11 protein-coding genes are annotated in these 13,989 nt (G+C 70.3%); all 11 read left to right on the top strand.

Annotation, left to right across the window (positions count from 1 at the left end; genetic code table 11):
- The first annotated feature begins 17 nt into the window (after nucleotides 1–17).
- The 11 genes from QOL88_RS08825 to QOL88_RS08775 all read left to right on the top strand — a co-directional run bounded on the left by QOL88_RS08825 (nucleotide 18) and on the right by QOL88_RS08775 (nucleotide 13,986).
- On the top strand, nucleotides 18–1,568 hold the full coding sequence (locus tag QOL88_RS08825) for a glycoside hydrolase family 43 protein (RefSeq protein WP_097215896.1): 1,551 nt from the start codon (nucleotides 18–20) through the stop codon (nucleotides 1,566–1,568).
- 40 nt (nucleotides 1,569–1,608) lie between these two features.
- The gene (locus QOL88_RS08820; protein WP_097215895.1) at nucleotides 1,609–3,594 is read left to right on the top strand and encodes a pectinesterase family protein; all 1,986 of its coding nucleotides are present in this window, start codon (nucleotides 1,609–1,611) and stop codon (nucleotides 3,592–3,594) included.
- Between the two features lie 63 nt (nucleotides 3,595–3,657).
- Nucleotides 3,658–5,022 carry an ABC transporter substrate-binding protein gene (locus tag QOL88_RS08815; protein WP_097215894.1) on the top strand — a complete coding sequence of 455 codons (1,365 nt, stop codon included), beginning with the start codon at nucleotides 3,658–3,660 and terminating at the stop codon, nucleotides 5,020–5,022.
- Nucleotides 5,023–5,172: 150 nt separating this feature from the next.
- A complete protein-coding gene (locus QOL88_RS08810; RefSeq protein ID WP_097215893.1) occupies nucleotides 5,173–5,958 on the top strand; it encodes a rhamnogalacturonan acetylesterase in 786 nt (261 codons plus the stop codon).
- 42 nt (nucleotides 5,959–6,000) lie between these two features.
- On the top strand, nucleotides 6,001–7,311 hold the full coding sequence (locus tag QOL88_RS08805; RefSeq protein ID WP_097215892.1) for a pectate lyase family protein: 1,311 nt from the start codon (nucleotides 6,001–6,003) through the stop codon (nucleotides 7,309–7,311).
- A gap of 88 nt (nucleotides 7,312–7,399) precedes the next feature.
- Nucleotides 7,400–8,503 (top strand): pectinesterase family protein, encoded by a 1,104-nt coding sequence (locus tag QOL88_RS08800; RefSeq protein WP_097215891.1) that lies wholly within the window; start codon nucleotides 7,400–7,402, stop codon nucleotides 8,501–8,503.
- On the top strand, nucleotides 8,504–9,532 hold the full coding sequence (locus QOL88_RS08795) for a pectinesterase family protein (RefSeq protein ID WP_097215890.1): 1,029 nt from the start codon (nucleotides 8,504–8,506) through the stop codon (nucleotides 9,530–9,532). It begins immediately after the preceding gene.
- Nucleotides 9,525–10,805, top strand: coding sequence for a pectate lyase family protein (locus QOL88_RS08790; RefSeq protein ID WP_097215889.1), 1,281 nt, complete (start codon nucleotides 9,525–9,527; stop codon nucleotides 10,803–10,805). Before QOL88_RS08795 ends, QOL88_RS08790 begins: the two co-directional genes overlap by 8 nt.
- Nucleotides 10,792–11,949 carry a dienelactone hydrolase family protein gene (locus tag QOL88_RS08785; protein WP_097215888.1) on the top strand — a complete coding sequence of 386 codons (1,158 nt, stop codon included), beginning with the start codon at nucleotides 10,792–10,794 and terminating at the stop codon, nucleotides 11,947–11,949. The genes QOL88_RS08790 and QOL88_RS08785 overlap by 14 nt, the downstream gene beginning before the upstream one ends.
- Nucleotides 11,950–11,986: 37 nt before the next feature.
- Nucleotides 11,987–13,099 carry a right-handed parallel beta-helix repeat-containing protein gene (locus QOL88_RS08780; RefSeq protein WP_097215887.1) on the top strand — a complete coding sequence of 371 codons (1,113 nt, stop codon included), beginning with the start codon at nucleotides 11,987–11,989 and terminating at the stop codon, nucleotides 13,097–13,099.
- Nucleotides 13,100–13,188: 89 nt separating this feature from the next.
- A complete protein-coding gene (locus tag QOL88_RS08775) occupies nucleotides 13,189–13,986 on the top strand; it encodes an HAD family acid phosphatase (protein ID WP_097215886.1) in 798 nt (265 codons plus the stop codon).
- Nucleotides 13,987–13,989: the final 3 nt, after the last annotated feature.

Genomic DNA, 13,989 nt, shown 5'->3' with positions numbered 1-13,989 from the left:
CGCCTGTTGGTGAGCCCGTGACCTCTGAGACCTACCGCAACCCCATCCTCGACGCCGACTGGTCCGACCCCGACGTCGTCCGCGTCGGCGACGACTTCTACCTGACCGCCTCCAGCTTCGGCCGGGCCCCCGGACTGCCACTGCTGCACTCCCGGGACCTGGTCAACTGGACCCTGGTGGGCCACGCCCTGGAACGCCTCGAACCGGCCGCCGAGTTCGACAGACCCCGGCACGACTGCGGCGTCTGGGCCCCGTCTCTCAGGTATCACGACGAACGCTTCTGGATCTTCTGGGGCGACCCCGACCAGGGCGTCTTCCAGATCAACGCCCCGCAGATCAGGGGTCCCTGGACCCGCCCGCACCTGCTGAAGGCCGGCAAGGGCCTGATCGACCCCTGCCCCCTGTGGGACGAGGAGACCGGAGAGGCCTACCTGGTCCACGCCTGGGCCAAGTCCCGCTCCGGCGTCAAGAACCGCCTCACCGGCCACCGGATGCGCCCCGACGCCACCGGCCTCCTCGACGAGGGCAAGGTCATCGTCGACGGGGACCGCATACCCGGCTGGTTCACCCTCGAAGGCCCCAAGGTCTACCGTCACGACGGCTGGTTCTGGATCTTCGCCCCGGCCGGCGGCGTGGAGACCGGCTGGCAGGGCGCCTTCCGTTCGCGCGGCTTCTTCGGGCCGTACGAGGAGCGGATCGTCCTGGAGCAGAAGGACACCGACGTCAACGGCCCCCATCAGGGCGGCTGGGTGCGCACCCCGTCCGGCGAGGACTGGTTCCTGCACTTCCAGCAGCGCGGCGCCTACGGCCGGGTCGTCCACCTCCAGCCCATGCGCTGGGGCCATGGGGGCACCTCCCGCTCGAGCGAAGCCGAGAGTGGGGGAGACTGGCCGGTGCTCGGGGACGACGGCGCCCCCGTCGCCGAACACCGACGCCCCGCCCTGCCGCCGCAGCCGCCCTCCGCCCCCGCCACCGACGACGACTTCCCCGGCGGACGGTACGGCCGCCAGTGGCAGTGGACGGCCAACCCGGGCGACGGCTGGGCCACCCAGCACTCCGGGGACGGACTGCGGCTCACCTGCGTCCGCTCGGCAGACGCCCACGACCTGCGGAAACTGCCCCACGTGCTGACCCAACGGCTGCCCGGCGCGCCCTGCGCCGCCGAGGTGGAGCTGCGCCTCGACAGCGACGAGCCCGGCGCCCGGGCCGGGCTCGCGCTCCTCGGGGACGCGTTCGGCTGGATCGGCCTCCAGCGGGGCACGGACGGCACCGTCCACCTCGTGCACCGGTTCGCCGAGGGCGTCGCGGAGAGGGAGCGCGACGCCGCGCACCCCCGCATCGCCCCCGAGGGCCGGGCCCGGCTGCGGATCGAGATCGGCGCGGGGGCACGGTGCCGCTTCTCCGCGGACGTCGGCGACGGCGACGGATTCCGTCCGTCCGGCCCCGTCTTCACCGCCACCCCGTGGCGCTGGGTCGGAGCCCTGCTCGGCCTCTTCGCCCTCGCGCCCGCCGGTCAGGGGCACGCGGGCGCCGCGACGTTCACGCAGTTCCGGATCACCGCCCTGTAATCCACCGCGCCCGTACCCCCTCACGCCTGTTGGAGCCGCAATGACGCACCTCCGTAGCAAGCGCTTGCCCAGACCGGGTGTCGCCCTGGCCGCCGTAGCCGGTCTGGTCGCCGCCCTGGGACTTGGCGTGACCAGTGAGGCGGGGGCCGCCGAACCCGCCCCCGCCGCGATGTCCGCACCGACGGCAGCCCGCTGGACCGACCAGGCCCATGGCTTCGCCTCGCTGGCGGGAGGCACCACGGGAGGGGCGGGCGGCAAGGTCGTCACGGTCACCGACCAGGCCTCGCTGGCGAAGTACGCGGCCGCCGAGGAGCCGTACGTCATCCGGGTGGCGGGGACGGTCGCCGTCGAGCCCTTCGGCTCGAACATCGTCGTCGCCTCGAACAAGACGATCATCGGCGTCGGGGACGCCGGTGAGATCGTCCACGGCGAACTGCACCTCAACCCGGGCACGCACAACGTCATCATCCGCAACCTGACGATCCGCGACTCCTACGTCGAGGGCGACTGGGACGGCAAGACCACCGACTTCGACGCCATCCAGATGGACTCCGTCCACCACGTATGGATCGACCACAACCGCTTCACGCACATGGGCGACGGCCTGCTCGACATCCGCAAGGACAGCCAGTACGTCACCGTCTCCTACAACCAGTTCAGCAACCACAACAAGGCGTTCGGGATCGGCTGGACGGACAACGTCCGGACCCAGATCACCATCGACCACAACTGGTTCACCGGCACGAAGCAGCGCAACCCCTCGGCGGACAACTGCGCCTACGCGCACCTCTACAACAACTACGTCTCGGCGCAGGTGGCCGACGGCGACCCTGTGTGGACGTACGGGAACTGGTCCCGGGGCCGCACCAAGATGGTCATCGAGAACAGCTACTACGACCGGGTCCAGCACCCCTACCAGGCCGACACCACCGCGGAGCTGGTCGAGCGCGGATCGATCCTGAGGAAGACGAGCGGGCGGACCGACGAGTGGGGTGCCGCCTTCGACCCGCGGGACTTCTACGACTACCGGCTCGACCCCGCCGCTGCCGTCCCCGCCCTGGTGAAGAAGTCCTCCGGGCCGCAGCAGCGGATCGGTGTGACCCTCGACGTCCCGGGGGCCTACCCGACCGTGCAGGCCGCCGTGGACGCCGTCCCCGACGGCAACGACGTGCCGGTGACGATCGCCGTCGCGCCGGGCACCTACCGCGAGAAGGTGTTCATCCCGGCGGCCAAGCCGAAGATCCTGCTGCGGGGGACCGGACACGACCGTTCCGACACCGTCATCGTCTTCGACACGCCGGCCGAGTACGGGGGTTCGACGGGTAGCGCCACGGTGCGGATCGCGGCGAACGACGTCACCGCCCGCAACCTCACCTTCAGCAACGACTTCGACGAGGCCGCCTTCGAGCTGAAGGGCGAGCAGGCCCTCGCCATGAAGACGACCGGCGACCGGATCGTCTTCGAGAACACGGCCTTCCTGGGGAACCAGGACACCCTGATGACCGACAGCCCCAAGCTGAACGTGATCAGCCGGGTGTATGTCCGCGACTCCTACATCGAGGGCGACGTCGACTTCATCTACGGGCGTGCCACGACCGTGATCGAACGGTCCGTCATCAAGGCGCTCAGCCGCGGGTCGACGACCAACAACGGGTGGGTCACCGCCGCTTCGACCTGGACGGGCAACCCGCACGGGTTCCTGATCACCCGCTCGAAGATCGTGAGCGACGCGCCGGCCGGCAGCTTCCACCTCGGCAGGCCCTGGCACCCCGGCGGCGAGCCGAACGCGGTCGCCCAGGTGCTGATCCGCGACACCCGCCTGCCCGCCGCGATCAAGGCCTCGCCGTGGACCGACATGAGCGGCTTCTCGTGGAAGGACGCGCGGTTCACCGAGTACCGCACCTACGGCCCGGGCGCGTCGGTCACCCCGGACCGCCCGCAGATGAGCGACCGGGACGCGCGCTCCCACACCGTCACCGCCTATCTGGCGGGCGCCGACGGCTGGGCACCGCACACCCACCGCTGACCCACCCCCACACCCACCCCCACACCGTCAAGTTCGCTGGATCCAGAAGAAGAGAGCCGACCAATGAAGATCAGCAATCACACTGGCAGCAGAGGCGGGCGCCGCCGCACCTCGGCCGCCGTGGCCCTGGGGGCCGTGCTCGCGCTGACCGCGACCGCCTGCGGCGACGACGGCAGCGGGGCGGGCGGCGACAAGGGCGCCGACGGAAGCGGCAAGGGCAAGATCGTCTTCTGGGACAACAACGGCGGTGTCCGCACCGAGAGCTGGAAGGAGATCATCGCCGACTTCGAGAAGGCCAACCCCGACATCAAGGTCGAGTACGTCGGGATCGCCTCGACCGAATATCAGTCCAAGGTCGACACCGCCCTCCAGGGCGGTGGCCTGCCGGACGTCGGCGGCGTGGGCGCGGCGATGCTCGCCGGGTTCGCCGCGCAGGGCGCGCTGGAACCGCTGGACGAGCGGCTCGGCTCGTCGTCGCTGAGCGGCAAGCTCAACAAGGACATGGTCGAGTCGCTGAAGGCGGCCGGCGGCGGGGACGACAAGCTGTATTCGATCCCGACCTCCGCGAACAACGGGGTGCTGTACTACCGCACCGATCTGTTCAAGAAGGCGGGGCTCGAGGAGCCGACGACGTGGGAGCGGTTCTACGAGGCCGCGAAGAAGCTGACGAACTCGGGCAAGAACGAGTTCGGCTACACCATTCGCGGTGGTGCGGGTTCCATCGCCCAGGCGCTGGACGCCATGTACGGGCAGTCCGGCATCACGTCGTTCTGGGACTCCAGTGGTGAGAAGACCACGGTCAACGACCCCAAGAACGTGGCGGCGCTGGAGAAGTACGCGGCGCTGTACAAGAAGGTCACTCCGGCCGCCGACCTCAACAACGACTTCACGAAGATGGTCGCGCAGTGGGACTCCGGCACGATCGGGATGCTGAACCACAACCTGGGGTCGTACCAGGACCATGTGAAGGCGCTCGGGGTCGAGAAGTTCCGGGGCATTCCGCAGCCGGTCGGTGCCGGCGGCAAGCGGGTGCAGGTGTCCAACCCGGTCGACGGGCTGGGGCTGTTCAAGAGCGGCAAGAACAAGGACGCGGCCTGGAAGTTCATCGAGTTCGCCACGTCCAAGGCGGAGAACTCGAAGTTCAACGAGGCGGCGGGGCAGGTGCCGTCGAACACGGACGCGGCGAAGGACGCGTGGATCTCGAAGGCCGAGCCGACGAAGCTGGCCGCTGACGCGTTGTCGGACGGGTCGACGACGATCGTGCAGCTGCCGTATTACCTGCCGGACTGGAACACGATCTCCAAGGCCGACAACGAGCCGAACTTCCAGAAGGTGCTGCTCGGGAAGATGAGTGCGAAGGACTTCCTGGACACGATGGCCGAGCAGCTGAATGCCGCGCAGGAGGAATGGGACCAGCAGAAGGGTTGATGTCTGCTGAGTTTCGCCGCAGGGGCGGCCTGTGGATTGCAGGGTACGGGCCGCCCCTGGCTGGTCGCGCCCACGCGGCGGAGCCGCACATCGACACAGCCCCGCGCCCCTGAAGCAGGACATACACCGCCCCCCAGAAAGGGACTCCGCGTGTCTCTCAGTCGTAGACAGGTTGCTGTTGCCGCAGCCTCTGTTCCGCTGGCGTTTGCCGCTACCGGTACCGCTCACGCCGGTGCTCGTCGTACCCCCACTCTCTACATCGCCGGTGATTCCACCGCCGCGCAGAAGTACAAGGACGCCGCGCCCGAGACCGGGTGGGGAATGGCGATTCCGTTCTTTCTGCAGGGATCCCGGGTCGCCGTCTCCAATCATGCCGTGAACGGGCGGAGTTCGAAGAGCTTCGTCGACGAGGGGCGGTTGAAGGTGATTCTGTCCGCCATCCGGCCCGGGGACTTCCTGCTCGTCCAGTTCGCGCACAACGACGAGAAGGCGGAGGATCCCACCCGGTACACCGAGCCCTGGTCGACGTATCAGCAGTATCTGCGGATGTACCTGGACGGGGCCCGGGCGCGTGGGGCGCGGCCGGTGCTGGCGACCTCCGTGGAGCGGCGGCGGTTCGACGCCGCCGGTAAGGCCCTGCCGACGCACGGGGAGTACCCGGCGGCCATGCGGGCGCTCGCCGGCGAGGAGCGGGTCCCGCTGCTCGACGTCCAGGCGCTGTCGCTCGCCCTGTGGCAGCGGCTCGGGGTCGAGGAGACCAAGAAGTACTTCAACTGGACCGCCACCGAGCAGGACAACACGCACTTCAATCCGCCGGGGGCCATCGAGGTGGCCCGGCTCGTGGCGCGTGAGCTGCTGCGGACCCGGGTGCTCGGGCCGCGTGATGTGCGGCGGCTGGACGAGCGGATTCCCGGGTCCTGGATCACCTGGCCGTAGTCCGGCGTGCCACCCCTGACGAAGAAGGAAGAGAGCCGCACCATGAGCGTTCAGAAGTGTCATGATCATGCCATTGCGAGAGCGGCCGTGCTCATCGGCTGCACCGCGCTCGTGCTGTCCCTGAGCGGCACCGGCGCGCAGGCCCAGCCCCGGGACGTCGCCCGCCAGACCCTCGCGGCGAACGACGGGTGGGCCTCCTACGGCTCCGGGACCACGGGCGGCTCCCAGGCGGACGCCGCGCACGTCTACACCGTCACCACCTGGGAGCAGTTCCGCGCCGCCCTGAAGGACGGCGGGTCCGCCCCGAAGATCATCAAGGTCAAGGGCGTGATCGACGCCGTGTCCGAGGGCTGCGACGCGTTCGCGGCCGCCGGGTACGACCTCCAGAAGTACCTCGCCGCCTACGACCCCGCCGTCTGGGGCCACGACAAGCCGGTCAGCGGCGAGCAGGAGGACCTGAGGGCCGCGTCGGCCGCCGCGCAGGACAAGACCATCAAGGCGAACGTGCCCGCCAACACCACCATCGTCGGTGTGGGGAAGGACGCCGGGATCCGCGGCGGCAGCCTGCAGATCAAGGGCGTGGACAACGTCATCGTCCGCAACCTCGCCTTCGAGGCCCCGATCGACTGCTTCCCGCAGTGGGACCCGACCGACGACAACAAGACCGGCGCCTGGAACTCCGAGTACGACGGCGTGGTGGTGTACGGCTCCACCCATGTGTGGATCGACCACAACACCCTCACCGACGGGCGCTACCCCGACAGCAGCCTGCCGACCTACTTCGGCAAGGTCTACCAGCAGCACGACGGCCTGCTCGACGTCGTGCGCGGCGCCAACCACGTGACGGTGTCCTGGAACTCCTTCGAGGACCACGACAAGACCATGCTGATCGGCAACAGCGACGCCGCCGGCGCCGACGACACGGGCAAACTCAAGGTCACCCTGCACCACAACCGCTTCGAGGGCATCGTCGAGCGGGCCCCGCGCGTGCGGTTCGGGCAGGTCGACTCGTACAACAACCACTTCGTGGTCACCAAGGACCAGCCGTACGCCTACACCTTCGGCATCGGAGCCTCCTCGCAGCTGTACGCCACGGACAACGCCTTCTCGCTGCCCGCCGGGGCCGGCGCCGGCAAGACCCTGAAGAAGTGGAACGAGGCGCCGCTCACCGCAGAGAACAACTACGTCAACGGCAAGCGGACCGATCTCATCGCCGTGCACAACGCGGAGATCCCCGGCGAGATCCTCAAGCCCGGCGCGGGCTGGAAGCCGACCCTGCGCACGAAGGTGGACTCGCCGAAGGCCGTGCCGCAGATCGTCGACCGGCAGGCCGGCGCGGGCCGGATCTGCTGACGCTCCCGGACACCGGCCGGGGCGGCCCGCACCCCTGGGGGTGCGCCCGCCCCGGCTTCTCCCGCAGTGACATCGAAGGAGCACCCGCATGCCCCTGTCCAGAAGACGATTCCTGACGGTGAGCGCCGGAGCGGGCGCCGCGCTCGGTGCGGCCCCCGCGCGGGCCGCCGGCCGCCCCCGCCCGTTCGGCCGGTACGGCTCACCGGCCGCGCGCCTGACGCCCGGGACGCTGTACGTCCATCCGGGCGGCGCCGGTGACGTCACCACCGTCCAGGACGCGGTGGCCGCCGCGAACGGGTCCGGGCACACCCTCGTCATCGCCCCCGGCACCTACCGGGAGACGGTGGCCGTCGACCGTACCCGCACCGCCATGACCTGGATCGGGGCGAGCGAGGACCCCCGTGACGTCGTGGTCGTCTACGACAACGCGGCCGGGACGCCCAAGCCGGGTGGCGGCACCCACGGCACGACAGGCTCCGCGACCACCACCGTCCAGGCCGACGGCTTCAGCGCCCGCTGGATCACCTTCGCCAACGACTGGCTGCGCGCCGACCACCCCGACATCACCGGCACCCAGGCCGTCGCCCTCAAGGTCCAGGGCGACCGCTCGGCCTTCCACCACTGCCGGTTCCTCGGCCACCAGGACACCCTGTACGCCGACTCCATGGCCCTCGGCACCTTCGCCCGCCAGTACTTCGGCCACTGCTACGCCGAGGGCGACGTCGACTTCGTCTTCGGACGGGCGACCGCCGTCTTCGAGCAGTGCCACTTCCGGACCCTGTCCCGGACCGACCTGGCCGGCGCCCCCTACGGTTTCGTCTTCGCGCCGTCGACCGCGGGGGCCAATCCGCTCGGCTACCTGGTGACCCGCAGCCGCGTCAGCAGCGAGGCACCCGACGGCTACTACAAGCTGGCCCGGCCCTGGGTGCCCAGCTCCGACACCACCGCCCGCCCCATGCTCACCGTGCGGGACACCCGGCTCGGCCCGGGCATCGACGCGGTCGCGCCCTACGCCAACATGTCGGACGCGTACCCGTGGCAGGCCCAGCGCTTCGCCGAGTACCGCAACACCGGGCCGGGCGCGGCCGTCACGGTCCCCGCCAACCGGCCCCAGCTCACCCCGAGGCAGGCCCGGTCCGCGACCCGCGCCGCCTGGCTCGGCGACTGGGAGCCGTGGAAGGAGGTGTGCTGAGTGCACCGGCGCGCCCTTCTCACCGGGATCACCGCCGGGCTGGCCGCCGCGGGCACCGCACCCGCCTTCGCCTCGGCGGGCCGGCGCGTCCTGCAGGTCCGCCCCGGCGACTCCGTCCAGGCCGCCGTCGACGCCGTGGACGGCCCGGGCTGGACCGTCGTCGTGCACCCGGGGACGTACCGCGAGGTCGTCAGTGTCCCGGCCGCCAAGGCCGGACTGACCCTCAGGGGTGCGAGCAGGGACCCACGCGACACCGTCATCATCCACGACAACGCGAACGGCACGCCCAGGCCGGACGGTTCGGGCACCTACGGCACCGCCGGTTCCGCCACCTTCACCTCGGCGGCTCCCGGGCTGACCGTCCGCGATCTGACCCTGGCCAACGACTGGCTGCGCGCCGACCACCCCGAGATCACGGGGACGCAGGCCGTGGCGGCGTACACGTACGGCGACCGGACCCGCTTCGAGAACGTGCGGCTCCTGGCCCACCAGGACACCCTCTTCGTCGAGACCGGCGCCCTGGACACCTTCGACCGGCAGTACTTCCGCGACTGCTACATCGAGGGCGACGTGGACTTCGTCTTCGGGCGCGCCACGGCGGTGTTCGAGCACTGCCACTTCCGCACGCTGGCGCGGGACGTGGACTTCACGCCCAAGGGCATGGTCTTCGCCCCCTCCACGGCCCGGGCCAATCCGCACGGCATCCTCGCCGTGCGCTGCCGGATCACCTCCGGCGCCGAGGACGCGGCGTACAAACTGGCCCGGCCCTGGGTGCCGTCGTACGAGACCACGGCATGGCCCTCGCTGGTCGTGCGGGAGACCCGGATCGGGCCCGGCATCGACGCGGTGGCGCCGTACACGAACATGCGGGACGCCTACCCGTGGCAGAGCATGCGGTTCGCCGAGTACCGGAACACGGGGCCGGGGGCGGCGGTCCAGGTGCCCGGGAACCGGCCCCTGCTGAGCCGCGCACAGGCCCGGTCGCACACCAGGGAGACCTATCTCGGCGACTGGCGGCCGTATGCGTAGGGCCGCCGCGCTCCTCCTGGGACTGTGCCTGCTCTGGCCGGCCGCACCGGCCACCGCCGCCGACCGCGCCCCCGCCGACCGCGCCCCCACCGGCTGGGCCTCCACCGGACCCGGCACGACCGGCGGGGCGGGCGGCCGGACCTGGACCGTGCACACGCGCGCCGAGCTCAAGGCAGCTCTCGCGAACGACGGCGACCCGAGCGCGCCCAAGGTGATCCGCGTCCACGGCGACATCAACGGCCACGAGAGCGACGACGGTTCCCTGCTCGGCGAGCAGGACTACGCGCCCGGATACGACCTCGCCACGTACATGTCCTGCTTCGGCGAGGACGGTTCCACCTGGTCCGACACCCGCTTCGACTACTGCAAGCGGCAGCGGCAGCTCCGGCAGACCGGGTCGAACAACGAGAAGGCGCAGATCCAGCTCACCGTGCCGAGCAACACCACGCTCGTCGGTGCCGGCCGCGACGCCCGGCTGCTCGGGGTGTTCCTGACCGTCAACACCGGCAGCAACATCATCGTGCGGAACCTGCACCTCGAAGCACCCGTCGACCACTTCACCAGTTGGTCCCCGGACGACGGCACCCACGGCAACTGGAACGCCCGCTTCGACGCCATGACCGTGATCACCGGCAAGTACATCCGGATCGACCACTGCACCTTCACCGACGGGCGCTTCCCCGACCGCGAGGCGCCCCTCGGCTTCCACGGCGAGCGCGTGCAGCGGCACGACGGGCTGCTGGACATCGAGGACGGCTCCGACTTCGTCACCGTCTCCGACAGCCGTTTCTACAACCACGACAAGGCGATCCTCATCGGGTCGGGCGACGGGCGCGGCGACCGCGACCGCGGGCACCTCAAGGTGACCTTCGCCCGCAACCTGTTCAGCGACATCGTGCAGCGCGCCCCCCGGGTCCGCTTCGGGCAGGTGCACGTCGTCAACAACGTCCACCGGGGCCGGGCACCGCTCTACGCCCTGGGCGTCGGCGTGGAGTCGGCGATCTTCTCCGAACGCAACGTCTTCCGGTATCCCGGCGCAGCGCCGTCGCTCGCCGTCGCCGCCTACGGGGGCGCGCAGTTCCACGACACCGGCTCCTGGTTCAACGGCCGGCCCGCCCGACTCGACGCCGTGGCGAGCGCTCTGGGCCTCGGGAACGACGTCGGCTGGGACCCGGCCGACGTCTACGACCACCGTGCCCTGACCTCCCCGGCGGCGGTCGAGCGGTACGTGACTCGGCACGCCGGAGCCGGGAGGCCCCATGGACGCCCATGAAGCCCTGGGACGAAGGACGTTCGTGGTCGGGGCGGGGACCGCGCTGCTGGGCGGGGGAGCGGTGAGCGGGGCGGAGGCGGCGGTCGTGGACGGCCCGCTTCCCGACTTCCACCCGGCGCTGAAGGACGCCCTGACCTTCCCGCTCGCCTGGGGCCGGTCCCCGATCCGCGAGTTCCGCGCCTGGCGGCGTGCCGCCCGGGCCACCGTCGAGGAACACCTCCTCGTCGAGCGGCAGGACGGGACGCCGTACGCACCCGAGTTCGGCGGCCGCTCTCAAGGCGCGGGATATACCCGGGAGTTGGTGACCGTCTCCCTCACCCGCTACGAACGGGTCCGCGGCGCCCTCCTCACCCCGCACGGCCGCGGGCCGTTCCCCGCCGTGCTGCTCCTGCACGACCACGGAGCGAGGTTCGACATCGGGAAGGAGAAGCTCGTCCGGCCCTGGTACGACGACACGCGCCTCGCCTCCGCCCGGGCATGGGCGGAGAAGTACTTCAGCGGGCGCTTCGTCGGGGACGAACTGGCCCGGCGCGGCTATGTGGTGCTGTGCCTGGACGCCCTCGGCTGGGGCGACCGCGGCCCCCTCGCCTACGACCAGCAGCAGGCCCTGGCATCCACCTTCTACAACCTCGGCTCCTCGCTCGCCGGGCTCATGGCCCGGGAGGACCAACGGGCCGCCGCGTTCCTGGCGGGGCTCGACCGGGTGGACGCCCGGCGGGTCGCGGCCGTCGGCTTCTCCATGGGCGCCTACCGCGCCTGGCAGACCGCCGCCCTCAGCGACCACGTCGCGGCAGCCGCGAGCGTCTGCTGGATGACCGGCCTGAAGGAGATGATGGTGCCCGGCAACAACACGCTGCGCGGGCAGTCGTCGTTCCACATGCTCCACCCCGGCCTCGCCCGGCACCTCGACATCCCCGACGTGGCGAGCATCGCCGCCCCCAGGCCGATGCTCTTCCTCAACGGCGGGCTCGACCCGCTGTTCCCCGCGGACGGCGTGCGCGTCGCCCACGACAAGCTGCGCGCCGTCTGGCGGTCCCGCCACGCCGAGGAGCGCTTGCGGCTGAAGACATGGCCGGAGCTCGGCCACGTCTTCACCGACCCCCTCCAGGACGAGGTCTTCCGCTGGCTCGACTCCGTCCTGTGAACCATCCCCCCACCCGTACGAGAAGGGAACCGCTCCCATGTCCCGTCGTAGCGCCCTCGCCGCCCTGGCGGCCCTCACCCTGGCCACCGGCCTTGCCGTACTCCCCACCCAGGCCCAGGCCGCCACCGTGGTCGTCGCCAACTCCACCGCCCTGGCCGATGCGATCAAGAACGCCGTACCGGGAACCGTCATCCAGGTGCGCGGCGGCACCTACTACCCGACGGCCACCCTCCAGTCCACGGCCAACGGCACGTCCTCGTCGCCGGTCACCCTCACGGCGTACGGCTCGGAGACCGTCAAGATCGACGGTTCGAACCTGCCCGCCGGAGACTGGATTCTCAAGCTCACCGCCGACTACTGGAACGTCTCGAACCTCACCTTCCAGAACTCCCCGGACAGCGCGGTCGTCTGCCAGTCCTGCACCGGCACCAACTGGAACAACATCAAGACCATCGACGGCGGCGACTCCGGCTTCACGCTCACCGGCGACGGCACCGTGAACAACACGGTGCGCAACCTCGACTCCTACGGCCACTACGACAAGGCCACGCACGGCGAGAACGCGGACGGCATCGCCGTGAAGTTCGGCTCCGGCTCCGGCAACCTCATCACCGGGGCACGCCTGTACAACAACTCGGACGACGGACTCGACTTCTGGTCCTTCTCCTCGCCGGTCACCGTCGAGCACACCTGGGCGTTCGGCAACGGAAAGAACCGTTGGAGCGACTCCGCCTTCGCGGGTGACGGCAACGGCTACAAACTGGGCGGGGACGGGGAGGTGGTCGCCCACGTCATCAACAACTCGGCCGCCTGGGACAACGCCGGCAACGGCTTCACCGAGAACAGCAACAAGGGCGCCATCGTCATCAACCGGACCACCGCCTACGCCAACGCCAAGTGGGGCTACTACTTCGCGACCGGCTCGGCGAGGCTCGGCAAGAACCTCGCCGTGAGCAACGGCGGCGGGTCGGTGAGCAGGGGCTCGTCGGTGGTGTCGTCCGGCAACAACTGGGACTCCGGGATCGCGACCCCGGCCTTCCGGTCCACCAACGCCTCGACGGTCTACAACGCCCGCCAGTCGGGCGGCGCGCTTCCCGCGACCACGTTCCTGACGACGGGCAGCACCAGCATCGGGGCGACGATGGACTGACGTCCGGTCCGCCACGCCCCGGGCGCTTGACCCGCTTTTTGCCCGGCGGGTCTCGCGCCCACGGGGGTGACGCGCGTAGAAACCCTGTCATGCATAAGCCACTGCGTATCGCCGCGGTCACCGCGGCCTGTGCCGTCGCCGGTGTCACCCTGTACGGGACCGGCGCCGCCACGGCCGGCCAGTCGACGGCGAACTCCACCCGTGAGCCCTACAACATCGGACTGCTGGCCAAGGACATCGACACCTACTACGGCACCACCCTCGACGCGAACGGCGTCTACCAGGCCTCCCCGGACAGTCCCTACGCCAAGGACCTCGCCCGCCTCGACGCGTCCGCCCGGGCGTACATCGACAAGGCGGCCCGCAAGGCTTTGCACAAGGGCGAGAAGCCGGCCGTCGTCTTCGACATCGACGACACCCTGCTGCTCAGCCTCGACTACGAGAAGAAGAACAACTACGGCTACAACAGCGCCACCTGGGCCGCCTACGTCGACCGGGCCGACCGGCCCGCCGTCTTCGGCAGCCCCGAGCTCGTCCGCTACGCGGACCGCAAGGGCGTCGAGGTCTTCTACAACTCGGGCCTGAGCGAGGCGCAGCGCTCCGCCGCCGTCGAGAACCTGAAGAAGGCCGGCGCCGAGGTGAACCTCGACGCCGGCCACATGTTCCTCAAGGACAAGGACAACCCGCCGTCCTACCTCAGCGGATGCGCCACCCCGGGCACCTGGACCTGCACGACCGTGCAGTACAAGTCCGGTACCCGGGGGCACATCGAGAAGGACCTCGGGTACGAGATCATCGCCAACTTCGGCGACCAGTACTCGGACCTCCAGGGCGGTCACGCCGACCGGACGTACAAGCTCCCGAACCCGACGTACTTCGTCAGCTGAGGC

Origin of the sequence: Streptomyces sp. Ag82_O1-12 (assembly GCF_900182715.1) — a bacterium.
Taxonomy (GTDB): Bacteria; Actinomycetota; Actinomycetes; order Streptomycetales; family Streptomycetaceae; genus Streptomyces; species Streptomyces massasporeus.
This window is presented reverse-complemented; position numbering and strand designations above follow the sequence as displayed.